Annotated in this window: 19 protein-coding genes; 11 read left to right on the top strand and 8 right to left on the bottom strand. The window is 71.9% G+C overall.

Annotated elements, in window-relative coordinates:
* The first annotated feature begins 17 nt into the window (after positions 1-17).
* From ACZ6SQ_RS08340 to ACZ6SQ_RS08295, 10 genes are all read left to right on the top strand, one after another.
* Positions 18-473, top strand: a complete 456-nt coding sequence (locus ACZ6SQ_RS08340; RefSeq protein WP_386378153.1) for a hypothetical protein — start codon at positions 18-20, stop codon at positions 471-473.
* A 36-nt stretch (positions 474-509) separates the two neighbouring features.
* Positions 510-815, top strand: coding sequence for a hypothetical protein (locus tag ACZ6SQ_RS08335; protein ID WP_469557991.1), 306 nt, complete (start codon positions 510-512; stop codon positions 813-815).
* Positions 816-818: 3 nt separating this feature from the next.
* Positions 819-4,055, top strand: a complete 3,237-nt coding sequence (locus tag ACZ6SQ_RS08330; protein WP_469557989.1) for a hypothetical protein — start codon at positions 819-821, stop codon at positions 4,053-4,055.
* Positions 4,052-5,434, top strand: coding sequence for a hypothetical protein (locus tag ACZ6SQ_RS08325; RefSeq protein ID WP_469557987.1), 1,383 nt, complete (start codon positions 4,052-4,054; stop codon positions 5,432-5,434). Before ACZ6SQ_RS08330 ends, ACZ6SQ_RS08325 begins: the two co-directional genes overlap by 4 nt.
* On the top strand, positions 5,434-5,928 hold the full coding sequence (locus ACZ6SQ_RS08320) for a hypothetical protein (RefSeq protein WP_469557985.1): 495 nt from the start codon (positions 5,434-5,436) through the stop codon (positions 5,926-5,928). Before ACZ6SQ_RS08325 ends, ACZ6SQ_RS08320 begins: the two co-directional genes overlap by 1 nt.
* Complete coding sequence (locus ACZ6SQ_RS08315) at positions 5,925-6,467, top strand: hypothetical protein (RefSeq protein ID WP_469557983.1); 543 nt, start codon at positions 5,925-5,927, stop codon at positions 6,465-6,467. Before ACZ6SQ_RS08320 ends, ACZ6SQ_RS08315 begins: the two co-directional genes overlap by 4 nt.
* Complete coding sequence (locus tag ACZ6SQ_RS08310; RefSeq protein WP_469557981.1) at positions 6,451-8,385, top strand: hypothetical protein; 1,935 nt, start codon at positions 6,451-6,453, stop codon at positions 8,383-8,385. Before ACZ6SQ_RS08315 ends, ACZ6SQ_RS08310 begins: the two co-directional genes overlap by 17 nt.
* Entirely contained in the window at positions 8,385-8,858 is a 474-nt protein-coding gene (locus tag ACZ6SQ_RS08305) for a hypothetical protein (RefSeq protein ID WP_469557978.1), read from the top strand. Before ACZ6SQ_RS08310 ends, ACZ6SQ_RS08305 begins: the two co-directional genes overlap by 1 nt.
* Entirely contained in the window at positions 8,851-10,281 is a 1,431-nt protein-coding gene (locus tag ACZ6SQ_RS08300) for a hypothetical protein (protein WP_469557975.1), read from the top strand. Before ACZ6SQ_RS08305 ends, ACZ6SQ_RS08300 begins: the two co-directional genes overlap by 8 nt.
* A 111-nt stretch (positions 10,282-10,392) precedes the next feature.
* The gene (locus tag ACZ6SQ_RS08295) at positions 10,393-12,717 is read left to right on the top strand and encodes a hypothetical protein (protein WP_469557973.1); all 2,325 of its coding nucleotides are present in this window, start codon (positions 10,393-10,395) and stop codon (positions 12,715-12,717) included.
* A gap of 6 nt (positions 12,718-12,723) precedes the next feature.
* Here the strand turns inward: ACZ6SQ_RS08295 and ACZ6SQ_RS08290 are convergent, their stop codons facing one another.
* On the bottom strand, positions 12,724-13,338 hold the full coding sequence (locus ACZ6SQ_RS08290) for a hypothetical protein (RefSeq protein ID WP_469557971.1): 615 nt from the start codon (positions 13,336-13,338) through the stop codon (positions 12,724-12,726).
* A 168-nt stretch (positions 13,339-13,506) separates the two neighbouring features.
* Entirely contained in the window at positions 13,507-16,149 is a 2,643-nt protein-coding gene (locus ACZ6SQ_RS08285) for a beta-propeller fold lactonase family protein (RefSeq protein WP_469557968.1), read from the bottom strand.
* Positions 16,150-16,495: 346 nt separating this feature from the next.
* Between ACZ6SQ_RS08285 and ACZ6SQ_RS08280 the strand changes: the two genes are divergently transcribed.
* A complete protein-coding gene (locus tag ACZ6SQ_RS08280) occupies positions 16,496-17,137 on the top strand; it encodes a uridine kinase family protein (RefSeq protein WP_469557966.1) in 642 nt (213 codons plus the stop codon).
* Between the two features lie 122 nt (positions 17,138-17,259).
* Here ACZ6SQ_RS08280 and ACZ6SQ_RS08275 read toward each other — a convergent pair whose 3' ends face one another.
* The 6 genes from ACZ6SQ_RS08275 to ACZ6SQ_RS08250 form a co-directional block, all read right to left on the bottom strand.
* Positions 17,260-19,266 (bottom strand): acetoacetate--CoA ligase, encoded by a 2,007-nt coding sequence (locus ACZ6SQ_RS08275; RefSeq protein WP_469557964.1) that lies wholly within the window; start codon positions 19,264-19,266, stop codon positions 17,260-17,262.
* Complete coding sequence (locus tag ACZ6SQ_RS08270; protein WP_469557961.1) at positions 19,263-19,874, bottom strand: RBBP9/YdeN family alpha/beta hydrolase; 612 nt, start codon at positions 19,872-19,874, stop codon at positions 19,263-19,265. The genes ACZ6SQ_RS08275 and ACZ6SQ_RS08270 overlap by 4 nt, the downstream gene beginning before the upstream one ends.
* Entirely contained in the window at positions 19,871-21,211 is a 1,341-nt protein-coding gene (locus ACZ6SQ_RS08265; protein WP_469557958.1) for an MFS transporter, read from the bottom strand. Before ACZ6SQ_RS08265 ends, ACZ6SQ_RS08270 begins: the two co-directional genes overlap by 4 nt.
* 33 nt (positions 21,212-21,244) lie before the next feature.
* Entirely contained in the window at positions 21,245-22,144 is a 900-nt protein-coding gene (locus ACZ6SQ_RS08260; protein ID WP_469557955.1) for a TauD/TfdA dioxygenase family protein, read from the bottom strand.
* Positions 22,145-22,219: 75 nt separating this feature from the next.
* Complete coding sequence (locus ACZ6SQ_RS08255; protein ID WP_469557953.1) at positions 22,220-23,194, bottom strand: quinone oxidoreductase family protein; 975 nt, start codon at positions 23,192-23,194, stop codon at positions 22,220-22,222.
* Positions 23,195-23,236: 42 nt separating this feature from the next.
* Positions 23,237-24,295 carry a beta-keto acid cleavage family enzyme gene (locus tag ACZ6SQ_RS08250; protein ID WP_469557951.1) on the bottom strand — a complete coding sequence of 353 codons (1,059 nt, stop codon included), beginning with the start codon at positions 24,293-24,295 and terminating at the stop codon, positions 23,237-23,239.
* Positions 24,296-24,393: the final 98 nt, after the last annotated feature.

Here is a 24,393-nt window from a genome sequence, read left to right as displayed (position 1 = left end):
GGTTACCGGAGGACGCCGTGACCACTCCCAGCACCTGGGCCGACACACGTCTGGCCGTCGTCGTGGACAACAAGGTCGAATCGCCGCTCACACCCGTGGACTCCTTCACCCCCACGTTCACCCTGAACACGGAGGTGGTGCACTCCCTGGAGGCCACCCACGTCGGGTACATCGCCAACCCGGCCAGCTTCACCTTCACCCTGACCGTCAAGGCCATCGGCGGCGCCGCGGCCCTGCTCACCAAGATGGCCATGGAGGGCAAGGAGTTCTCCGTCGGGCTCTACCAGGCCAAGGGCAGCAGCACCGAGGAGTGGGACTTCAAGAAGCTGCTGTTCAACAAGTGCCTCATCACCTCGGCCAACCCGTCCAACGCCGTGATCAGCGGCGCGCCCTCGGCGGTCTTCGCCGGCGTGGCGCGGGAGGCGGTCGTCGACGACGGCGAGGAGCGGAAGCTGCCGCCGGTGGTGGCGTAGGTCCCGTCACGGCAGCCACGGCACGAAGGAGTCTTCATGACGGACGCCACGAGCCGCCCCGACGGTCCCTGGCCGGGCAGCGGCCAGGCGCGCCCGCGCGGCGGACGCGTGCGCAGAACCGGAATCGCCCTGGTACGGCGAGGCGAAATGGTGGTGCCGTTCGAGGGGAGCGAGGCCCAGCTCGCTCTCGCCGAGCAGGACGCGCGGCACGACATCCACGTCCATCTGCCGGTCGTCGTGGAGGTCGTCGGGACACCTCAGTCCCATGTGGTGCGCGAGGCGGTCGACGCGGCCCTGCGCCGGGTGCGGCAGGCCATGGACGCCCATGCGGAGGGGGGTTGAGACGTGGCCCTGCATGTGCACCTCCCTCTCCGGCTGCGCCTGGTGGAGCCGATCACGGCGCATGAACTCGCGCTCCTGGAGCAGGCGGTCGGCGACGCCTGCCGTACCGCGCTGCTCACCGTGCGCCGCGAGGTCACCGACCCGCGCGGGGGCGGGCGCCGTATCGTGCTGGACCGTCCGGCGCCGGTGTTCACCGGCCCGCCCCTGGCCGAAGGGGTGCGCGAGGGAGCCCGCGCTGCCGTGGAGCGCGGGCTGACACAGGCCATCTCCTCCTCGGGTCTCCTTCAGCGCCGGGTCATGCCGGGGGTTCGTGCCGAGGCCCGCGCGGACGAGACCCTGGACGCCTCGCGCCGCCGCGAGCACGAAAGCGGCAGCACCTACCGGATCCCGTCCTACGACCACGGGGGCGAGGAGGTGGCGGTCCCGCTCCTGGACCACGGCGGAGCCGGCAAGCCGGCCTCCTCCTGGCGGCCCGCCGACGGCCAGGTGCTGACCTTGGCCAGGGCACTGACGGTGGCGTGGGACGCGCATGTCGCCCGGTACGGCGCGAAGTGGGACCCCGCCGCCCTCGGCCACCCGGGCTACGCGGGGCTCGTCTCCGTCAAGGGCGGCCCGGCCGCGCACACATTGGTGTGGATCAGCCAGGTCGACAGGATCCAGCCGGACGGTCGGATCCTCGAAGGTGACCATGTCCCGCAGTGGCACCCGTTCGATCTCCTGAAATGGGAGAGGTCCGGGGGGCGTGCCGAGTTCCACCGCGACCGGCCGCGTGCCGGGCTCGCCGCCTTTCACGAACTCGTCCGCACCGACCGGCCCGGCACCGTGGACGAGCTCGAGAAGATGATCGACGAGCTGCTGGAGGAGCGCCGCGAGCCGGCGTCCCATCCCTTGCGCGAACCGGTCGCCCGACGCCGCTATGCCGAGCAGTTGCTCTCCGGCGCGCAGGGGCCCCGTGTCATCTGCCGGGTGACGGGCGGTCAGCAGCTGTTCGCACTGATGCGGAGCACCATCCAGTCGCCGATCCGCTTTGTGACGGCTCTGCCGCCCGGCCCTCCGGAGCCCAAGGTCAAGGGCGGAACGGGACAGGCGGCACCGCGCGCGAAGCCCCGGGGCAAGCCCGCCCCGAAGCCCGGTGCGAAACCCGCCCCGCCGAAGGCCCCCGGGAAGCCCCCCTCGGGCACCCCGGCGGGAAGGGACGCCGTATCCCGCCCCGGCGCCGGGGACGAGGAGTCCGTACGCGGTACCCCCGGCCGCCCTCATGGCAAGGGGCGGGGAAACGTCTGGCCCGTGACCGGAGTCGAGGGCGGCGAACTCACCTGTGCCCCCTACGCCGGTGAGCCCTCCCTGCTCAGGCTCGCCCACGGCGGAACCCGCCTCAAGGAGAGCATGCTCCGCATCGCCCGCCTGCTCGACGTCCCCGGTGACTGCGCCTACCCGGGGATGTTCACCGTGAACTGCGCCCGTGTGATCGCCACGCGGGCCCACGGCATCGGACTGGCCACACTCAGGAGCAACGTCACCAGCGAGGTGACCGTGCGGGGCGACGGCAAGGGCAACAACGGCTTTCTCGACCTGCGCCCCGGGCAGGCCCCCGAGCTGAAGTTCATGCGCGTCCTCGCCGAGGTCGCCGGCCTGGTCCGTGAACTCGCCAATGACGTGGCGGCGACGTACGGGCACTCGGCCAACGCCGCGCTGGTCAGACCGTACGCCGGGCAGGCGGGGGCACAGGCCGCTTCCTGGGGGCTGCAGTTCCTCAAGGACGTCCGGCAGCATCTGACGACCGGGTGCATGTACATGTACGCCGAGACGTGCCGGGTCCTCCTGCTCCAGCAACTGCGCTCCTCGCGCGCGGCGATCGAGGAGCGGCGCGGGGGCCACAAGGAGGAGACGCTCCAGCACTTCGCCCAGGCCCTGGACGTGCTCGGCGGTAGCGTCGTCAAGCTGCTGGTGCTGCGCAGGGCCGTACGCCATGCCGAACGCACCGGCGTCACGGGAACCGTGCGCCAGGTCCTGTCCGCCCGTGAGACCAAATACCGCGGCGGATATCACGGGTCCCACTACGAGGCCCCCGCACCCATCGGGGCCGTGGACGCGCGGACCCTGAGTCAGCTCGACGACGCCCGGATCGAACGCCTGGCGACCGCCTACGTGGCCGTGCACGGCGGGCGGTCGTGGACCGTCGGGCAGCTGGAGGAGGGCGTCAACGCCCGGCGCGCCCTGGTCAACCAGGTCGACCCCCTCTTTCTCCAGGTCGAGGACATCGAGGACCTCCTCAGGTCGGCCCACACAGACCCCTCGTACGTCCGTACCTATCTCGCGGCGCTGCTCGAGCGGATGGCCAGGGCCAACGACGAGATGACCCGCGGGACGCAGGAGGAGAAGGGCGGGGCGTTCTTCGCGCTGGAGACCTCGCACTGGGTCGAGAACGAGGGCGGCAAGGACCATCGCGGGATCCGGTACACCCTCAGAGGCATCCACGGCATGGCCGACGAGGAGCTCGAGCCGTATGCGGGAGGCCTTCCGGAGTACGCCCTCGGGGTGAATCTGGCGATCGGCCGCAAGGCGCACCTCGACTCCGTGCTCAAGGTGGCGGGCACCGCGGGGGTCGTCGTGCTCGCCCTGCTCTGCGCTCCGCTCGGCGCGACGGTCGCGGGGCTGATCTCCGGCGCCGCCGGTGCCGCGCTCGCGTACCGGGACTACAAGGAGGCGGAGGAGCAGGGACAGCTGTACCGCTCCCTGGAGGACCCGGAAGCGCTTGTGCGGTGGCAGGAGGTCGAGACGGCCCAGCTCATGGCCGCCGTCGGGCTCGCCTTCGCGGTATTCGACCTCGGGCACACGGCGGCCGGCGCCAAGATCGTCGGAAAGGCGGCACAGGCGGTGCGGGCGGCCCGCCAGGCGGCGCACGCCGCCGAGCGCCCCGTGGCCGTGCAGATGTGGCGCACGATCGTGGCGCAGACCACCGACGAGCTGCTCAAGCACGCCATGGCGCAGGCCGTCACCCAGTTCGCCGTCATGGAGGTGATGGACACGATCACGGCCAAGGTGCTCGGCCCGGTGATCGCGGACTGGAGCCGGGAACAGGGCCTGCTGCACGGCACTCTGGACCCGACCGAGGAGCCCGCCCCCACAGGCGGCCCCGCTCCCGCACCTCAGCCCTCCGGTGGACCCGCCCCCGCCCCCACGGCCGCTCCGCCACCACCGCCACCGCCTCCGGCGCGCAAGGAGGGCACCGACCGATGAACGTCGCAGCCGACCGCGCGGCAGCCCTCGAGGGGCTGCGCGCGTGGAGTCGTAGGAACCGCTCCGTCCGCGCGATCACGAAGGTCCTGAAGCAGGTCTACGGAGACGTCAAGGGCACCAAGGCCGCCGACGCCCTCGTCGAGTGGCTGCTGCTGCGGGCGTTGGGCGTGCACGAGAACCGGCTGAACGCGTCCCGGGACCGCCTCCAGGAACTACTGGTCCGCCTCCTCGAGGACCGCGACGTCCTGCGCGCCAAGGGCACCCGTGCCGCGCGCAGCCCTGCCGCGCAGGAGGCCGACATGCGGGCCCTGGTCAAGGAGTTCGAGAACCTCAGGACGTTCCAGCAGACCGTGCGGGAGACGCTCACCGGCGGCGAGCACGACTGGCACACCGGACTGCGCAACCAGATGGAGACCCAGCTGGGGCTGACGCGTTCCCACGCGCCCGTGCCTCCCCCGAAGGCCGCGGAGATCTCGCGGCTGCTCCCCCTGGTCAACCCACCCAAGCTGGCCCCCGGAATTCATCCCGCGATCGAGGGCGCCGCACGCTCCCTGCTTCAGGCCATGGAGAACCACCCGCCGCGCCCGGTACGGCCGGTGCCCAAGGGCCGCAGGGGGCCGTACGAGCCCTACAGCGCCCGGCAGTACGCCGGAACCCAGTCGAAGCGGGTGAACGACTGGGCGAGGACCCTGGTGGCCCTCTTCCGGGGCAGGGGCGGAAACGCGGTCGCCGAGGCCGTCAAGGCCATCATCGGCGGGTCGGGCGACCTCGCCGAGCGCAACCGCATGGTCATCGCCGTGCTCGTCGCCCACCACCGCATCAGGCCGGGCAAGGCCGTCCCCAGGAGCGGCCCCCATCTCGAGGCCGGTGCCTTCCAGCAGAAGTGGACCGGCTCCTCCTTCGAGTGGACCGGCCGTCTGCGGCAGCCGGTCCGTGGCTTCACCACGATCGGGATCGACGGCATCGTGGAGGGCTGGGTGCGCGACACCAAGTACACGGGCGTGCCGCTCGCCGAGTCCGGACACCTCAAGGGCCGTGTGGCCACGCCGAAGGAGGGCAAGGCGTCCGGCGAGATCCAGGGCGGATTCCCCCGCCGCGACCGGCCGTGGGAGGCCCACGAGACACCGGACGTCGCGACGCAGATGAAGCCCCCTCCCCCGATGTCGGCCCGCGAACGGATCGCCCTGTACGAGGAGAAGTCGGGCATCGTCCTCGAGGCGGAGCTGGAACGGCAGTTGGCCTTCGCCCGGGAGAACGGCCTCCGCGGGGTCCAGTGGGTGACCAACTCCCCCGAACTGGCGGCCGCGTTCGAGGAGATCCTCGGCGCCAAGCTGCGCAAGCCCGGCGTGGAGCTCGAGTTCAAGGCGGTGAGCGATTGATGACGTCCACGTCCAGACTCGACGAGTTCCAGCGGCTGCCGTCGGCGATCCTCACCGACGGCCTTCTGGCCGTCCCCCTGTTCGCCGTGCAGCAGCTCACGTTCACCGAGCGCTACACCATGCCGCCCATCGGCACCCCCGCCTTCCGGGCCGCGGTCGGCAACGCCGACGAGAGCGCCGGCCTCTCCGCGCTGCTGATCGGGCCGCAGCGCCACGCGTGGAAGCAGGGCCTGGAGCTGATGGCCAGCTTCGCCAGACGAGGCGGTGCGATCGGCCGCTTCACCGGCGGCAAGGTCTCCGGACTCATCCTGGCCACCCGCATGTCCGTCCGGATGAACATGCATGTGACCGAGCTGCAGTTCATGGCGTCCACGCAGCGGATCGACACCATCCAGGTGACCATCGGGCTCCAGCACGTGGCTCCTCCCGGGCGCGTCGACCTGCTCGTCGACGCGGGCATGCTGGCCGCCTCCACCGCGACGGAGTTCCTGTGACGAGCGCCCTGCCGGCCGGCTTCGGCCCGCTGCCGTTCAACCCCGCACGCGGCCTGCCGCAGCAGGTCCGGGTGACGGCGAACGGCCGCGCGCTCGCCGTCACCCTGGTCGCGATGACCGGCGACATCGTCGGGACACTGGCGCTGGACCGCACCCGCGTGGTCGTGGACGGGGCGGAGGAACAGGCGCCGCGCGACGCCTCCCGCGAGCCGGATGTCAGAGCCGGCCTGACCGCGCCGCCGCCTGACGCGCTCGGTTCTGCCGCGGTGCGCCCGTATCTCGTCGTGCTGGACGGCGGCCGGGTGGTCGGGTCGGCGCCGGTGGTCGTCGGCCGGCCCATGGCGTTCGGGACCTCACAGACCACGGGACTGGTGATCGAGATCCTGGTCACCGAACTACGCCTCGCGGCAGGCGCGTTGGTGGAACCGGGGGACGTCGGCAGCCGCATCGTCGCGGGCTTCAGGGAAGCGGGGGCGGGCGGTCCACCGCTGCGCGGCGCCGTGCCACGGGAAGGGAACGTCCATGACCTCCTTGTCTGATCCCACGACCGAGGCGGTGGTCGGGTTCCAGGCCGGCTGGGCGCTGGTGTTCCGCAAGGACGACGGCAAAGGCTTCCCCGACACGAAGTCCGAGCCGCTGCGACTGACCCACACCGACCACCCGGCGGAGATCCGGGTCGACGCGGACAACACGCTGCGCGGCGCGACCTTCGCGGTCACCGTGGACGGAATGCGGGACCGTGACTACGACACCGTCGCGGCGGGCCCCTATGTGCACCTGGAGATCCGGCTCGGCTGGTGGGACCTCAAGCGCGGGTTCGTCACCTCGGCGCTCGCCGCCATCGGTTCCCCCCTGCCGGGCGGCAGCGGCGAGGACGACGGGTACAGCCAGGTCCTCGAAGGCCGTGTGCTCGCCGTCGAACGCTCCCGCGCGGAGTTCACCTACCGTGCCCGGTTCGAGGGCATCGACGCGGCCTACTACCGCATGCAGTGCCGACACCCGCGCATGGACACGAAGGTGCCGCACACCTCCGTGGTCGATTACGCGCGCGAACTGTGCCAGCGGGACAGCACGGTGGGCGTACCGGTCCTGGGCGAGGGACCGGACACGCCGGTCGACGGTGCCCTCGACGTCTGCGCCGACGGATCCGTCGTCCAGGCGCTGAAGGACCTCGCCCGCCTCGCCCACGACGGTGACGCCCGCGCCGAGGTGCCGATGTTCCTGCGCGCGGGGCGACTGCACGTCGGGCGGTGGACGAAGCCGGTGGGCGGCGGCGACACCTGGGAGCTGACACCCGCCACGGGACTGGTGGAGAGCCGGCCGGTGGTGGAGCGTGATCCGGACGCCGTGTCACTCGGCTCCCCGTTCGAAGCGCCGGAGGTGCGCCGCTTCGACCTCACCCTGCTCGGCCGCCCGGACATCGGCGTCGGCGACATGGTGAGCGCGGATCTGCCCCTCCCCGCCCCGGCGAGCATGACCGGTACGCTCGCGCACTCGGCCGTCGGTCCGCTCGGCGACGCGGTCGGCGGTGCCGTCGGCGGGCTGGGGGTAGGCGCGCCCTTCCGCAATCTCGAGGAATACGGCGTCGTCGGCGTCCATCATCTGCTGAGTGCCGCCGAGGGTTTCGTCACCCGGCTCACCGTGGAGCGCCGCACCGGTGACGACCGGCGGGCCGTTGGGCCGAGGTCGGGCAGTTGCGACGAGGCCGCCAAGCTCGCGGCGAGCCTGGCGGAGCAACGCCGCCGGGCCGCCCTGGACCGGCGTACGCACGAGGTGGGACTGGTCCGGGGGCAGGACGTCGCCCCGGCCTTCCGCGACGGGCACGACGTGGCCGCCCAGACGCTCTCCCTCGACGAAGGGCTGGCCGACACACCCTCCCCCAACGTGCCCGGCAAGGCCGCCCCCGCGGAAACGCCAACCCAACTGGTCGGCAAGCCGTATCTCACCCCGTACGCCTTCGGCGGGACAGGCCTGATCGTGCCGCACTACCCCGGCATGCGGGTGGTCAGCCTGCACTACCGCGAGGAGCCGCAGAACGCCGTCGTCGCCGGAGCCCTGTGGGAGAACGGCAAGGCGCCCAAGTCCCACCTGGGCGACTGGTGGCTGAGCCTGCCGACGAATCTGGCCGGAACCGGCGTCGAGGGTGCGTCGGGCGGGGATCCGGCCACGGCGCCGCGCCCCCGCGACGAGGCCAGTCACGACCTCATCGACGGTCGGGGCAACCGCGTGATCGAGGTGCGCGGACTGCGGATCAGTGTGGGCAAGGCGCTGATGACAGAAGTCGGCGTTCGGCCCGAGGACGCGGCGTCCGACCAGGTGGTCATCGAACACGCCGCGAAGAAAGCCCGGATCGCGATCGACTCCTCGGGCAACATCGAGATCAGCACCGACGCCGATCTCACCCTCGCCGCCAACAAGATCACTCTTCGTACGAAGAGCACCGTGGAGGTGGTCTGATGCCCCCCGGCCCCGTGCCCGCCCGCGAGGTGGGCGCCGACGCCGAGCGCCGCTGGCTCGGCCACGGCGTCGCCCTGCGGCCCAGCAGCCCCGACGGCATCGGCCACGACATCGTCTTCACCGAGAGCGCCGACGGCCGGGACCTCGCCCGGGTCGAGGGCGGCGAGAACCTGGTGCAGGACCTGGCCGTCGCCCTGCTCACCGCGCCCGGCACCGACCCGTTCCATCTGCGGTTCGGCTTCGACGGACTCCAGGTGCTCACTCAGGGGCTCACCCCGCCCATGGCCCTGGAGATGCTCCGGCTGTCCGTGCTGCGCACCGTCTCGGTGGACACCCGGGTGGCCGAGGTGCTCGACCTCACCCTCACCGAGACCGTCCCCGGCAGTCGGCGCTGGGAGGTGAACGTCGTCCTGCGCACGGTGCTCGGCGACGTCCTGCAGAGCACGATCGGAGAGGTCGCGGCCGATGGCTGAGGAGAATCAGGCAGCCGACCTGGAGGAACTGGTGCGCATCAGCGGCTCCGGCAAACCCTTCGGGATCACCCCGGAAGGCTTCGTCCCCAAACCGCTGGCCAGGCTCCTGGACGAGAAGAAGGCCGCCGCACAGGTGCTGTTCGGCTCCGACGTCGACCTGACGGCCGGCAGCACCCTGCGCAAGATCCTGGAGATCATCGCTCTGGAGGAGGCGCGGGCCTGGGTCCATCTGGGACTGGCCTACGAGGACACCCGCGTCAGCACGGCGGTCGGCGACGCCCTCACCCGTCTGGGCGCCGAACTGGGCCTGCCCCGGCCGCATCACCGCGCCGTCGGGAAGGTCACGCTCAAACTCGTGGCCGACCTGCCCTCCGACGTCCCCGACGTGGGGATCGAGCGCGGCACCCGCCTGCTCACCACCGGTGGCCACGACTACTTCGTCGACGAGTCCGCCACCCTCACCAACGGCGCTCGGCAGGTCACCGTCGCCGTGAAGGCCTTCGCGCCGGGACCCCAGTTCACCGCCGACCCTCACATCGCGGCCGAGGACGGCACCTTCCCGGGCAGGATCAGCCGGTTCAACCCGGCCGATCCCCGCACGAACGAGGTGCGCCGGCTCAACGAGGCCGCCGGTACCGAGGTCGTGACCATCGAGCACACCACCGCGACCAGCGGCGGCGAGATGTACTGGAGCGACTCCCGCTACCGGGACCTCCTGCTCGCCCATCCGCGCAACATCTGGTCGCCCGAGTCGATGCGGATCACGGCCGCGCTGGTCCCCGGCGTACGCCAGGTGCTGGTGAAGGACCTGTTCGGCGGTCTCGACATCAACCAGCCGATCTTCGGCAGCTTCTCCTTCCTGGAGCGGCTGTTCTCCCAGGAACGCAGCCTGGGCGACCCCTCCTTCTTCACGGTGCTCGTCGCACCCGACGAGGGCGCCATCTGGGAGGGCTCCGGCCAGCTGCGCGAGCGCGTCGCGGCGGCCCTCGACCAGGTGCGTCCCGTTGGCATCGGGCCGAAGATCGAGCAGGCCCAGCAGGTCAGCGTGGGTCTGGCCTGCAAGATCTCGGTGGACGGCCTGCCCATTCCGGTCGGCCTGCCCGAGGCCGTCAAGGTCTCCCCCGAGGCCATCGCCCTCAAGAGCCGGATCCTGGAGCGGGTGCGGCGCCGGGTGCTGGCGCTGGGGATCGGCGAGCCCGTCCGCTACAGCGAGGTGCTCTGGGCGGTCATGGAGGAGCCCGGGGTGGTGGACGCCCGCGACCTGCGGCTGCGCCGGTTTCCGCGGCGGCTGCCGTCCGTACCGCTCGACGGGCCGGAGGTGCCGCAGGGGGCGCAGGTGCTGGAGCCCCTGCAGGACGTCGAGATCAGTCCCACGGAGATCGCCCTGCTCGTCGACTCGCTGGAAGACATCGTCATCGTGTGAGGTTGGGTTGAAGGCATCCTGTGAGGTTGGGTTCAGGGCCTCCGGTGAGGTTGGGTTCAAGGCCTCCGGTGAGTTCGGGCCGACGGCAGCGGCATCGGCGCGGGGGTCGCGATGACGGCGCTCGCCCCGGACAGCCGCCCCTTGGACACGTCCGGGCTGGAGACAGCGCTCGCCGCGCTGCCACCGGTCTACGCCGCCGCCGCACGGCGGCGCACCGTGCCCCTGTCCCAGGGCGCGCTCACCGTCACCGGTCCGTTCCACGAACCCGTCCTGCTGGTGAGGCTGCGCCGGCCGCTGGCCGATCAGGCCGTCGTCGTACGATGCTCGGCCGGCGGGGGCCGGAAGCTGCCACCGGTGGTGTACGCGCCCTTCTCGGGCGCGGACACGCTCCTTCCGGTGTTCCTCCCGGCGGACGGCACCGGCGACGCGCTCAGCGTCACGGCGCAGGTGCATGTCGTCGCCGCCGCGGACTGTCACGCCCCGATCCCCGCCGACGACGTACTGGGGGCCGCTCTGCCGGACGACGAGGCCGGGGAGCTCGTGGAGGGCGTACTCCTCGAAGGTCTCCTCGCCCGTCTGGCCTATCTCGCCACCCTGGAGAAGCAGCGGATCATCCGTCAGGCGCGGGAGATCTCGGCCTGCAGGCACGTCGAACTCGCCTTCCTCGGAGCCCTCGACTCGCTCGGCCGGGATCTCGGCGTCCGCCGGCTGCCCGACGAGGACGACGCCAACTACCGCGCCCGGCTGATGATGTTCACCTCCTGGCGCCTGCCCACTCCGGCAGGTCTGGAGAACGCGCTGAACGGCCCCGGCGAGGACGGCACTCCGAACGCGGGACTGCCCTCCCGCTTCGGGGTCACCGGGCGGTTTCGCGTACAGGAGCGTCAGAATCCGCTGGCCCTGTCCACCCGGCTGGTGGACGTCGGAGCCACGGGGGCCGCCCGGCGCGCCAGGTTCCACAGCGTCCTGCGCACCTTGTACCTGCTCGACCTGGACAGCCCCGTGCCACCCCTGATGCCGGCCGAGCGCCACGAGCAGCTCGAGGACGCCCGCCGGGTGTTGACCACCGAGGTGAGCAGGCCGGCGGGCCCGCCGGCGGTACGTCACATGGCTCCCTCGCTCGCCGTCGCCCTGGCCCGCCTCGTCCGGCTGGTGCGCGCGCTGAAGGATACGGGCACCGTCACGCTGCGCCGGGCCCATGTCGAGGAGCCCGACCCGCTCCACGAACTCGGCCTGGGCGCGACCCTCGAGCGGTTCGGCCGGCAGCGGCTCGAGGCGATGGCCGATGCCGTCCCCGAACTGGCCGCCGGTACAGGGGACATGGCAGACCTGGCACGCACTCTGGACCCCCGCCCCTTCGCCGACGACCCGGTGGGCGGATGGCTGGCGGAACCCTGCGGTCTGCGCACGGTCCACCCGCTCACCTCCGGCACGTTCTTCGTCTCCGGCCTGCCGATGTCCGGGCTGACGATCGACGGCCCGGCGACCATGGCACCGGGCGCGACGGCTGTCTTCCAGGCCCGACACAGCGCGGACGCCTCCCCGGAAGGGCTGCACGTCCTGGCCGCCGAGGCGGTCCGCGTGGCCGAGGACCGTTTCGCCGCGCAGGGGCTGGGGGCCGCCCCCGCGCCCCTGACCGGCGGTGGCCTCGACAGCGTCCTGCAGGGCGTGGCCGGAGGGGAGCCGGTCACGCCGCCTGCCCAGGTCGCGTCCCTCGTCGCCGGGGACCTGCTGACCCCGGACGGTGCCGCCTTCACCCAGGAGGTGCGCGAGGTCGTCGTGGTCGATCAGCTCGTGGCGTACCCGTTCACCTCGGCGCAGCTCACCGCACTCGGCAGTGGGGACGCGCTGCGGACCGCCGTGGCGGCGCGCGTCGAGGCACTGCTGGAGAGCGGCTTCTACAGCGTGCACGGGGTCTGGGACCCGGACGGGAACCGGCTGCTCCTGCTGGCCGCGGTCTGTCTGCTGCCCGGCAGACCCCCCAAGCACGGCGAGCGGCCGCCCGCGGAGTTCCGGTGGTTCACCGCAGAGGTGCCCGCGCCGTCCGGCGGGGAGTCGCCTCCGCTGTCCCTGGTGAACTCCACGGGCGGCCGGATCGGCGTCACGGCCTCCCGGGAGGGGCTGGCGCTGATGGTCTGCCTGGGCCACGCCCGCCGGGGACTGGCGGACCCGTACGAGGTACGCGTGGAGCTGTCTCAGGGCGCCGTACTCGACCGGGACCAGTTCGGTTATGTGATGAACGTCCTCGAGAACCTCTGTCCCCTGGGAATCGAGATCAACACGGCGGAACTGCGCCGCAGCCACGTGCAGTTCGGCGAGGACGGCGTGGACCAGCCCTTCCTGGCACGCGACGTCTCGCGCACGTACCACCGCTACCGGCGACGCCGCACCGTGGACACGGACCCGGGCCGTACGGCGCAACCGCCGGCCCCCTGACGGCGCTCAGCGCGTCTCCCTGAACCTCACGACGAATCCGGTGAGCACCATGGTGTCCTCCGTGGCCGCGCCGTCGGTGTGGGCGACGATGAAGTAGGACGCCTCGGGGTCGATCCCCGCGTCGGCGGGGGCGGGGGCCTTCTCCTGCGGGAACGCCTGGTCGGGCTGGGCGACGATCTGGACGATCTTCTTCTCGGTGCCCCCGGTGAGCTTGCGCCGCACCAGGTCGACCTTCAGCTTGCCGGTCCCGCTGCAGGTGCCGAACGCCCGGAAACCGGTGATCACGCCGCTTGTCGGTAGCTGGACGGCCACGGCGCCCTGGGCCTCGTCCGCGTCGGACGGCTTGCTCGCCTCGCCCGCGTCCGAGATCTCCCATCCGGCCGGGCCGATCGTGCTGAGGACGGGCGCGATGTTGACGCTGCGCGCCACTTCCGCGGTCGCGGCGAGCGCGTCCAGGGCCGCGCTGACGTCGGTGAAGCGCCTGCCGACCGTGCCGAGGTCCGCTTCCAGACGCTGGAAGCGGATGTTGAACCCGTTGTCACCGCCGGCCGCGACCCGGTCCACGGCGTCGACCCAGGGCGTGTGTTTGAACGTCGGCTCGAACGAGATACCGAAGGCCATGAGGTGCCTCCTCTGCCGCCAGGCACGGGTTCAAGGCGGACCGGTCGTCACACCGAGCCCGACTGATCACCATCGTGACCCTGCCCGCTACGCCTGTCCAACGGAGTCGACGGCGGCCCCGCACGGCACCGCACAGAACATCGGCGAGGCGTGGAGACCCGGGGTGACTCAGAGATCCACCACGGACAGGGTGTCCGACCCGGTGTCGGTCACAAGGGCGTGCCGCCCGTCCGGGGCGAGGGTGACACCGTGGGGCGCCTTCCCTGTCGGGATCGGCGCGCCGACGAGCTCGCCGGTGGCGGTCTCCACGACCGCCAGGCCTCCGAAGGCGGGGAGGGTGGCGACGAGGATCTTGCCGTCCTGGCTGACGGCGACACCGTGCGGGGCCCCAGGCAGGAGGATGCGGTCCTTCACCTTGAGCAGCTCCGTGTCGACGACCAGTACCTCGTCGGCGCCGCTGTCGGCCACGTACAGGAGCCCGCCGCCCGGTGCGAGGGCCAGGCCGAGCGGAGACACGCCCACGGCGGCAGGGGGGCCGCTCACCTCAAGGCCGGCCGTGTCGATGACCGACACGGTGGCAGAGCTGGAATCGGTCACGTACACGCGGGTCCCGTCCGGGGCGACGGCGAGCCCCAAGGGGGTGCCGCCGACGGCCACCGGTGAACCGACGACCGAACGGGAGGCGGTGTCGAGGACGACGACGCGGCCGCCGGCGGTGTCCGTGACATAGAGCCGCGCTCCGTCCGGTGACAGGCCGAGCGCACGCGGCTGTCCGCCGACGGGAACGGGGGCTCCCGTCACCTTGTCATCGCTGGTGTCGATCACCGACACCGTGCCCGCGCCGGACTGCGCGACATACACGCGGCCTCCGTCCGGGGACACCGCGACGCCCACGGGACGGCTGCCCACCGGGATGCCGGTCGTCAGAGTGTCGACGACCGAGACGGTCCCCGCCTCCCGATTCGCGACGTAGGCGCGCCTGCCGTCGGGGGTGAGTGCCACCGCCCCGGGCCCCGGGAGGAAAGCCGATCCCGATCCCGGGGCGAGGCCGACGCAGAGGCGCTCGGTCACGGTCCCCGTCCCGGTGTCGATCACGCACACGGTGGAGGTCCCTCCCGCGAGGACGTAGAGGCGGTCTCCAGCCGGGCTCACCGCGGCAGCCCTCGGCCCTCCGTGGACCGGGATCGGCTCCCCCGCCACTGTCCGGGTCTGTGTGTCGATGACGACGACATGCGCGAACGGACAGGCGACGTAGAGGCGCCCGCCGTCCGGGGACAGGACGAGGCCGGCGGGAATGCGGCCGATGTCGACGGTGGCCGTCACCGTACGGGCGAGTGTGTCGAAGACCGACACCGCCAGGCCGGAGAATTCCGCGATGTACAGCTCGCGGCCGTCCGGGGACACCGCCAGAGCGCCGGGGAAGCTGTCGAGGGCGACCGGCTCGCCGGTCATGGCGAGCGGGTCGGTGGTGAACACGGCGACGGACGGCCCGTGGACACTGACGTAGAGGCGGCTGCCGTCACGCGACACCGCGATGTCCTGTGGGTCGGCCGGCACGGGCGCCGTGCCGGTGATCTCGCGAGTGGCCGTGTCGATCGCGGACACCTCGCCGGGCCCGAGGACGTACACGTGCCGGCCGTCCTCGGGCATGGCGAGCGCAAGAGCGTCGGCGCCCACCTGGATCGTCTCGAGTGTGTCGTCGGTACGGGTGTCCAGCACCGTCACTGTGCCCGCGCCGGTGTTGGCGACGTACGCGTGGCGGCCGTCGGGGGTGAGCCGTACGGCGTTCGGGCCCGGACCGGCGTCGATCGGCCGTTCGCGCGGACCGACAACGGCCACCTCGTCGTCGCCGAAGGCGGTGACGTACACGCGCCGTCCGTCCGGATGCGCGGCCACGGCCTCCGGACGCGACGGCACCGGTGCCGAGACCACCCGGGTGTCGAACGGCAGCAGGAAGTCCATGTCCCGTGCCGTGGCATAGCCGCGCAGTCCGTCGGGCGTCAGGGCCAGGGCGAAGGGCGGAGCCCCGAGGGGCAGCCTCCGGCGGACCTTCAGAGTGTGGGCATCCAGCACCCCGATCGCGTCCGCCCCCTGCAGGGACACGTACAGGCGTTGCCCGTCCGGGGACACTCCCAGGTCGGCGGGGAAGGGACCGACGGGGATGACGGCGTCGACGGTGGGAGTCAGGGCGTCGATCACGGTGATGGTCCGGCTCTGGAAACCGGTCGCGACGACACGGCGGCCGTCGGGCGTGACGAGGAGGCCGACGGGGTCACTGTCGACCGGGACGGGTGTGCCGACCGGCTGCCCGCTGTCCGTGGCGATCACCATGACCGCGGACACCACGAGGTCGGACGCGTACAGGCGGCTGCCGTCCGGAGAGACCGCCAGGGCGGACGGGTGGCCGTTCGTCGGAATCCGGCGGATCTCCGTGTCCGAGTCCGTGTCGATCACCGAGATGAAGCCGCCCACGGAGGTGCTCGCATAGACCCGCTTCCTGACCGGGTCCAGCGCGAGGTCGCTGGGACGTTCGCCGAGGGAGACGGTGCCCGTCACGGCTTTCGTGCGGGTGTCGACGACGGACACTCCCGAGGCGGTCGCCACATGGAGACGGCCGCCGTCGGGGGTGACGGTCATCTCCCTGGGTGACGGGCAGACGAGCGAGTCGATCACGTGGTGGGTGGCGGTGTCCACCACCAGCACCCTCCCGCCCTGGGAACTGGAGACGTAGACACGTCGGCCGTCGGGGGCCATGCACAGCGCCCGCGGCGTCATGCCCAGGGCAATGGGTGCGGTGACGGGGTCGCCCATACCCTCAGCATGGAAGCGGACCTCGGCACCCGCAATCGGATGTTCTCCGCGTTGCTCCGCGTCAGGCGCTCGATCGCGTCGCATGCGTGTCGTGGCCGGCCTCTGCCCGCTGTTTGCCGAGAGCGTCCCGGAACCGACTCGTGTACGGGTGCGAGCGGCGGGTCGGCTCGGAACAACCCGCAGGACCTGTGTGCCACGGCAGCGCTCACGGCTCTGCGGGACGAGGTGGCCTACGAGGGCCGCTTTTCCCTGCTTGCCATGGGCGATCACGCCGCCGTACAGTCCCTGCACCCGGCTAGTCCGGCCGCTTCGACCATCCCCTTTGAGCACATGAGGAGCGCCCGGTATGACGGGTGTACTGGCGGTCGCAGGCGGCACCGCATCCGGCAAGTCCACCCTTGCCGAAGCCCTGTCGCTGCAGTGTCCCGAGAGCGTGTCCCTGGTCCATCTGGACGACTACTACGTGCCCGCGCACGACCCCCTGAGGGGTGTGTGGACGGTCAGTGCCGACGGGCACGCCATCCTCGACTGGAACCATCCGGGGTCGATCGACGAGACAGCGGTGACAGACGCCATCGACGCGGCGCTGCTGCGTCCCGGCGTGCAGCTGGTGGTCGTCGAGGGCCTGTTCGCGCTGTCACTGCCGTCCGTGGTCCGGCGGGCGGCGTGGCGGGTGTACGTCGACACCCCCGACGACATACGCCTGGCCCGCAAGATCCTCCGGAAGATCGAGGCGCAGCGGCAGGACCCCCGACTGTCCCTGCGCAACTATCTGCAGACCGGCAGGGACCGCCACGCAGCCCACGTCGCGCCTTCCCTGGCAGCGGCCGATGTGGTCGTGGACGGGACATCGAGCGAGGCGGAAATGCTGGCGGCCGTCATGCCGCTGATCGGGCCGGCCCTCACGCCGCCGCCCGCGACGCCCTCGCGGGCACAGGGGGTGTGCGGTCCGACCCGTATCCCCGGGGTCCCTGCGTTCGCGCTCTGACGTGCCCGGGCACCGGCCCCGGCGAAGGGCGCCGCGTGATCACGCTTCCGGCAACACGGCTCAGGCCCCGGCGGGCTCCCAGGTGGATCACGACCGATCCAGTCCGCCCGCAGCGGGGCCGGTCAGCCGTTCGCCGGTGGTCCAGGGCTCGCACCGGCCCGGCTTGCGTACTCCGCGAACCAGTCCAGCATGTGGCCGTCCGTCACCGTGCCCCGGCCCGCCACGTCGCGGACGCGCGCGCCCTGGAGCAGGCGTTTGACGGGGACCTCGAGTTTCTTGCCGGTCAGTGTGCGGGGCACGGCGGGCACTCGTACGATCACGTCGGGCACATGGCGGGGCGACAGCCGCTGCCTGATGGCCGCCGTGATCCGCTCCCGCAGAAGGCCGTCGGACGCCGTGTCGGTCTCCGTCACGACGAACAGCGGCATGAAGTAGCCCCCGTCGGGCTGTTCGACGCCGACGACGAGGCTGTCCGTGATGCCGGGCACCTGCTCCACCACCGCGTAGATGTCGGCGGAGCCCATGCGCACGCCCATGCGGTTGAGCGTGGAGTCGGAGCGGCCGGACACGACGACGGAGAGGTCCGTGTCCACGGTCACCCAGTCGCCGTGCCGCCACACCCCCGGATAGGTGTCGAAGTAGCTGGCCCGGTACCGCGCGTCGCCGGGGTCGTCGACGAAGCGCAGGGGCATGGACGGCAGTGGCGCGGTCACCACCAGTTCGCCCTGTCCGCCGGTCACGGGCCGGCCCGACTCGTCCCAGGCGGCCAGCGCCACACCCAGCGCCGGGCACTGGATACGGCCGGCGCGTACGGGCAGGAGCGGTGTGCCGCCCGCGAGGACGGAGCAGATGTCGGTGCCGCCGCAGATCGACTGGAGCCACACCCCGGGGGTGAGCCGCTCGTCGACCCATCGCCAGGTGCTCGTCGCCATGGCCGAGCCTGTCTGGAGGACCGAGCGCACGGCACCGAGGTCGAGGTCCGCGGCGGGGTGGAGACCCGACTTCTCCACGGCCGCGAGGTAGGCCGCGCCCACCCCGACCATCGTCGCGCCGGTCCGTTCGGCGACGCGCCAGGCGCCGGCGGCGTCGGGGCGCGTGGGGCTGCCGTCGTACAGGACGATCGTGCTGCCGTGCAGCAGCCCGCAGACCAGGAAGTTCCACACCATCCAGCTCGTGGAGGTGACGAACAGGTACCGGTCGTCCGGGCGCAGGTCGGCGCCGAGCCCCAGCGCCTTCAGCAGTTCGACGACGATGCCGCCGTGGCCCTGCACGATCCCCTTGGGGACACCGGTGGTTCCGGAGGACCAGAGGATCCACAGCGGGTGGTCGAAGGGCACGTCCTCGAAGACCGGCGCCCGGTCCGCGGCCGGCAGCGCGGACCAGGCGTGGACCGTGACGCCGCGTCGTACGGGCCATTGGTCCGTACGCGGCGGGAAGAGGTTGTCGACGGCCAGGAGGTGGCGGACCGTGGGCAGGCCGTCCAGGAGTTCGGTGACCGTGGCGCGTCTGTCGTGGTCCTTGCCTCCGTAGTGGTAGCCGTCCGCCGCGACGAGGACCTTCGGCTCGGCCTGCCGCAGGCGCGCGAGCACGCTCGGGGTGCCGAAGTCGGGTGAGCAGACGGTCCACACGGCGCCGACCGCGGCGGTGGCGAGAAGTGCCACCACCGCCTGGGGAAGGTTCGTGAGGTACCCGGCGACACAGTCGCCGGGCCCGACGCCCATGCCCCGGAGCGCTTCGGACACGGCCGCCACCTCACGGCGCAGCCGGTCCCACGACATCTCGGCCGGTTCGCCGCCCTCGGTCACGCTCACCAGTGCCGGACGCTCGTCGGTCGCCCGGGCGAGGCACCGTTCGGCGAAGTTCAGGCGCGCGCCGGTGAACCAGCGGGCTCCCGGCATGGTGGCGTCGGCCAGCACCTCCTCGTAGCCGGAGACGGCGTCCAGCCCGTAGTACTCCCACACCGCCGACCAGAAGGCGGGGAGGTCGGTGGAGCTCCATCGCCACAGCTCGGCGTAGTCGGCGAAGCTCAGGCCGCGCGTCTCGTACAGCCATGCCATGAACAGCGCGACGTTGGAGTCCTCCGACTCGCGCGGTCCCGGTGTCCACAGCAGGTCGGGGTCCGGGCTCATACGCGCTCCCCGGCGGGTACGGTGCGGGCGGAGCCCGACTCCAGCTGGGCGAGCAGTTCTTCTGCCAAGGGCCATTCGCCATACCCCGAGGCCGGGTTGAGGTGGCCGACCTCGCCGAGTTCGACGAGGCGGCTGCCCCAGTCGCGGGCCAGGGCGGCGACCCGGTCCGGTGCGCCGAGCGGGTCGTCGGCGCCGGCGGCGACGATGCTGGGGAACGGCAGCGGTCCGCGGGGCACCGGCGTCCAGCCGTTCCGGGCGAGTTCGACCCGGGTGGGGTAGCCCTCCGGCAGCGGGGTCCCGAAGTCCGGCGGGGTGGCGAGGAGCGCGCCGCGTACGTCGGCGCGGTGGCGCGCCGCCCAGTGCACCGTGGTGATGACCCCGGCGCTGTGGGCGACCAGCAGGAGGGGACCGGCCAGGGGCGCCAGCGTCGCGGCCAGGTTGCCGACCTGGGCGTCCAGGCCGAGCCGCTCGCCCTCCAGCGGGGGAACGGTGCGCACGGCACGGCCCGCCTCGGCGAGCCGTTCGGCCAGCCGTGTCTGCCAGTGGTCCGCGACGTGGTCGCGCAGTCCGGGGACGATGACGACAGTGGGTTCCGCGGTGGAGCTCATGAGGGGATCTCCGACGGCTGCTCGGGCTCCGCCTTCTCGGCGGTGGTACCGAGGCGGAGGAGGTCGCGGGTGTACCGGCGTCGGCCGATCAGGAAGGCCACCGTGGCCGCGACCGCGACGAGGGGGACGACACGCAGGGCGCCCAGCAGGCCGATACGGTCCGCGAGCGCGCCCGTGACGGCGGGGCCCGGGGCGAGGCCCAGCAGGCTGTTGGCCAGGGTGAGGGTGGCGAACGCGGTCGCGGCTACGGCCGCGGGGGTCAGGTTGGCCACCATGGCCGCCGCAGGTCCCGCGGAGCCGGCCGACAGCAGACAGCCGAGGCCGAGCGCCAGCAACTGGGCGGGCCCGGTGGGCAGTTGGAAGGCGACGGTCAGCAGGAGCAGGGAACCGAGGCTGCAGCCGACGGCGACGGCCCACTTGCGGCCGGGAGCCGTGGAGCTGACGCGGTCGGAGACGAGGCCGCCGAGGATCATCCCCACGCCGATGATCAGCGCGAAGCCGCCCGCGGTCGCGCCCGCCTTCGCCGACGCCATGCCGTAGTAGCGGTCGAAGAAGCTGGGCAGCCAGGCCAGGAGCGTGGCGGCGACGAACAGTTGGAGTCCGCTGCCGACGTAGGCGCTGACGACGGAGACGGAGGAGAACAGCCGGGGCAGGTGGACGCGCAGCTTCTCGGGCTCCTTGCCGTCCTCCTCGCCGGCGGTGGGCCGTTCGCGCGGTGCCAGTTTGCGTTCCTTGACCACGACTCCGTACACGGCGGCGAGCACCAGGCCGAAGATTCCCATCACGGCGAACGCCCAGCGCCAGCCCGCCGCCTGGGCCACGGCGCCGCCGACGGCCACGCCGAGCACGGAGCCGAAGGCGCCGCCGGCGATGAAGGCGCCGGACAGCGTGGCGCGCAGGGTGACCGGGAAGATGCTGAGAACCACGGCGATCCCGACGCTGCCGTACGCCGCCTCGCCGATGCCGACGAAGAGGCGGCCTATGAACATCTCCCCGTAGTTGGCCGACAGGGCGCATCCGAGGGTGGCCACGCTCCACAGGGTGGCGGCGAGCAGCAGGCTGCGCACCCTCCCCCAGCGGTCGGCCATGAGGGACATGGGGAAGGTGAGTACGCCGACGGCCAGGGCCACGACTCCGCTGAGCGATCCCAGGGCGGCGTCGGACAGCAGCCAGTCGGCCTTCAGCATGGGGAAGACCGCGTTGAGCACCTGGCGGGACATGTAGTCGGAGAGCAGCAGGCCGAAGCTGAGGGCGAAGACCGTCCAGGCATAGCGTCTGGGGACGGGCCAGGCCGACGCGGTCGGGGCCGTGGGCTGCGCAGTGGTGGGAAACTCCATTGTCATCACCTCGACTGCTGGGGAAGGGGCAGGTCAGAAGGGTCTGTCGCCGACGATTCCGGCGCGCTCCATCTTGCGGACGGCGGGCCAGTAGTCCTGGACGGCGTAGTGCTGGGTGGAGCGGTTGTCCCAGATGGCCACGCTGCCGGGGGTCCACCGCCAGCGCACCTGGTACTCGGGGATCGCGGCCTGGCTGATCAGATAGGCCAGCAGCTGGCCGGCGCCCGGCGCGAAGTCCTGGCCGAAGCGGACGTTCGCGGGCGTGTGGTAGTTCACGAAGTGCGTCGTGAAGGCGTTGACGAAGAGGATCTTCTCGTCCGTCTCGGGGTGGGTGCGCACGACGGGGTGCTCGGCGTCGGGGAATCGTTCCTTCAGCGCGTGACGCTGCTCCTGCGGCATGACGGCACCGAAGGTGGCCTCGATGCTGTGCCGGGCGCGCAGTCCCTCGATGCGGGTCTTGATGTCGTCGGGGAGCCTGCGGTAGGCCTCCGCCATGTCGACCCAGATCGTGTCACCGCCGACCGGGGGCGACTCGACGCAGCGCAGTACCGCGCCCATCGACGGGTTGACCCGCCAGGTGCCGTCCGTGTGCAGGGCGTTCTCGTAGTGCTCCGGGGGACTGTCCAGGTCCTTGTAGATCCGGACCAGTCCGGGGTGGTCGGGGTCGCTGCCGGCGACGGGGTGGTCCTCCAGCGGGCCGAACCGCGAGGCGAAAGCGACATGGTCGGCACGCGAGATGTCCTGGTCCCGCAGGAAGAGGACCTTGTACCGCAGCAGCAGACTCCTGATCTCGGCGAACAGGTCGTCGTCACGGGCCGCGTCGGCGAGGCTCACACCGCGCAGTTCGGCGCCGATGGCACAGGTCAGCGGTTCCACGTCGATCGACGTGCGCCGCGCGCCGGTATGCACGGCGGACGGGAGGATGTCGGTCATGAGTGCTCACTCCAGGGGATGGGGGCGGAGGGTGCGGTGCTCATATGGCTCACGGGTCCTGGGGCTCCGGCGGCCTCACAGCGCGAAGACGGAGGACCCGGTGGTGCGTCCGGCTTCCAGGTCGTGGTGCGCCTGGACGGCGTCGTCGAGCTCGTAGCGCTGGTTGATCTCGATGGAGATGCGCCCCGAGGCGACGTGGCCGAACAGCTCTCCCGCCAGGGCGTCGCGTTCGGCGGGGTCGGCGATGTAGTCGGCGAGTGCGGGCCGGGTGACGAACAGCGATCCGCGGACGGCGAGTTGCATGGCGTCGATCGGCGGCACGGGGCCGGAGGCGGTGCCGAAGCAGACCAGCAGGCCGCGGCGGGCCAGCGAGGCCAGCGAGCCGGTGAAGGTGTCCTTGCCGATGCTGTCGAGCACCACCGGCACTCCGGCGCCGCCGGTCAGTTCCCGCACCCGCTCGGCCACGTCCTCCTGGCGGTAGCGGATGACGTGCTCGCATCCGTGTGCGCGGGCGAGCTCCGCCTTCTCCTCGCTGGAGACCGTTCCGATCACACGGATGCCGAGCAGTGCGGCCCACTGGGAGACGATCAGGCCCACGCCGCCGGCGGCCGCGTGCAGCAGGATCGTGTCCCCCTCCCGCAGCGGGTGGATCCTGCGCAGGAGGTAGGCCGCCGTCAGGCCGCGCATGGTCATCGCGGCCGCCGTCTCGCAGCTGATCTCCCGGGGCAGCCGGATCAGGTGCGAGGCGTCCATGACCCGCTCGGTGCTGTACGCGCCGAGGGGGCTCCCGGTGTACGTCACCCTGTCCCCCGCCGTGACGTGGGTGACGCCCTCGCCGACCGCCTCCACCACGCCGGAGGCCTCGACGCCGATGCCGTCGGGCAGCCGGACCGGGTAGAGCCCGGTGCGGAAGTAGGTGTCGGCGAAGTTGAGGCCGACGGCCTCGTGCCGGATGCGCACCTGGCCGGGGCCGGGGTCGCCGACGGACACCTCCTCCCAGGTGAGGACGTCAGGGCCACCGGTTTCGTAGAAGCGGACGGCGTGTGCCACAGGGAGCTCCCGGGGGTTCGTGGGGCGGGGAAGGGGGCCGGGTCAGGCCTGGACGTCGCGCAGCATGAAGCCGCGCTGTCCGGGGCGGCGGTTGGGCACCATGCCGAGGCGGGCGAGGGTCTCGTCGGCGTCGGCGTAGTACTCGCCGATCTTGTAGATCCGCTTGGCGTCGGCTCCGGTGGCGATGTCGCGGCCGAGGGCCTCGGAGATCTTCACCATCTGCTCGATCTGGGCCACCGACGACATGCGCTCGCCCTTGGCGCCCCAGAGGTTGTCCTCGTTGCCGACGCGCACATGCTGGCCGAGGGCGATGGCGACGGCGTTCATCGGGGCCACGGCACGCATGGAGCTCTCGATCGTCAGCACGGCGCCGTCCGGCACACGGCGGATGAACTCGACCAGGTCGGCGGGGTGCCGGCCGGCGAAACCGCCACCGATGGCCACGTAGTTGAGGATCAGCGGGCCGGTGTAGATGCCCGCGCGGATCAGTCGCTCGACGGTCTCCAGCTGGGCCAGGTGGGCGAGCTGGAAGTGCGGCTGGATGCCGCCGGCGTGCAGGCGCCTGAGGTGCTCCAGATAGAAGTCGGGACCGGCCTCGACGACCATGTCGCGGTAGGCCCGGTAGTAGTCGGGCTTCGCGATGGACGTGCCCTCCAGATCGTCGTCGTTCATGATCTCGACGATGTTCATCTGGCTGGTGTTGATCGCGATGGTCACCTGGTCCGGCGCGGGGGTGAGCTCGGCCAGCAGGTGGCGGGTGTCGTAGGCGAGCCACTTGGCGTCGCCGCCCTCGCCCTCGGGGGCGAAGGAGATGGAGCCGCCGATCTGGAGCACCATGTCCGGCACGGCCTCGCGCAGCCGCCCGAGCAGCTCGTTGAACATGGACATCCGCTTGGAGCCCTTGCCGTCCAGCTCGCGCACATGGATGTGCAGGACCGTCGCTCCGGCGTTGTAGCAGTCGACGGCGGCCTGGACGTGCTCGTCCATCGTCAGGGGCAGGTCGTCCGCGTCCCCGGGCAGCCACTCGGGGCCGTACGGCGCGGCCTGGATCACCAGCTTCTCCTGGTTCTCCGGGAAGAGGGAGTCGTCGTGGAAGTGCACGGGTGCTTCTCCTTGGCATCGGGAGACGGCTTCACGCGGCGGGGGCTGGGGGGACGACCGGCCGTGGCCGGGGGCCGTCCGGACCATTGACAGCTCGT

It is taken from the genome of Streptomyces sp. NPDC048600 (genome assembly GCF_055587025.1).
The sequence above is the reverse complement of the archived record's forward strand: the minus strand, read 5'-3'. Positions and strand labels throughout refer to the sequence as shown.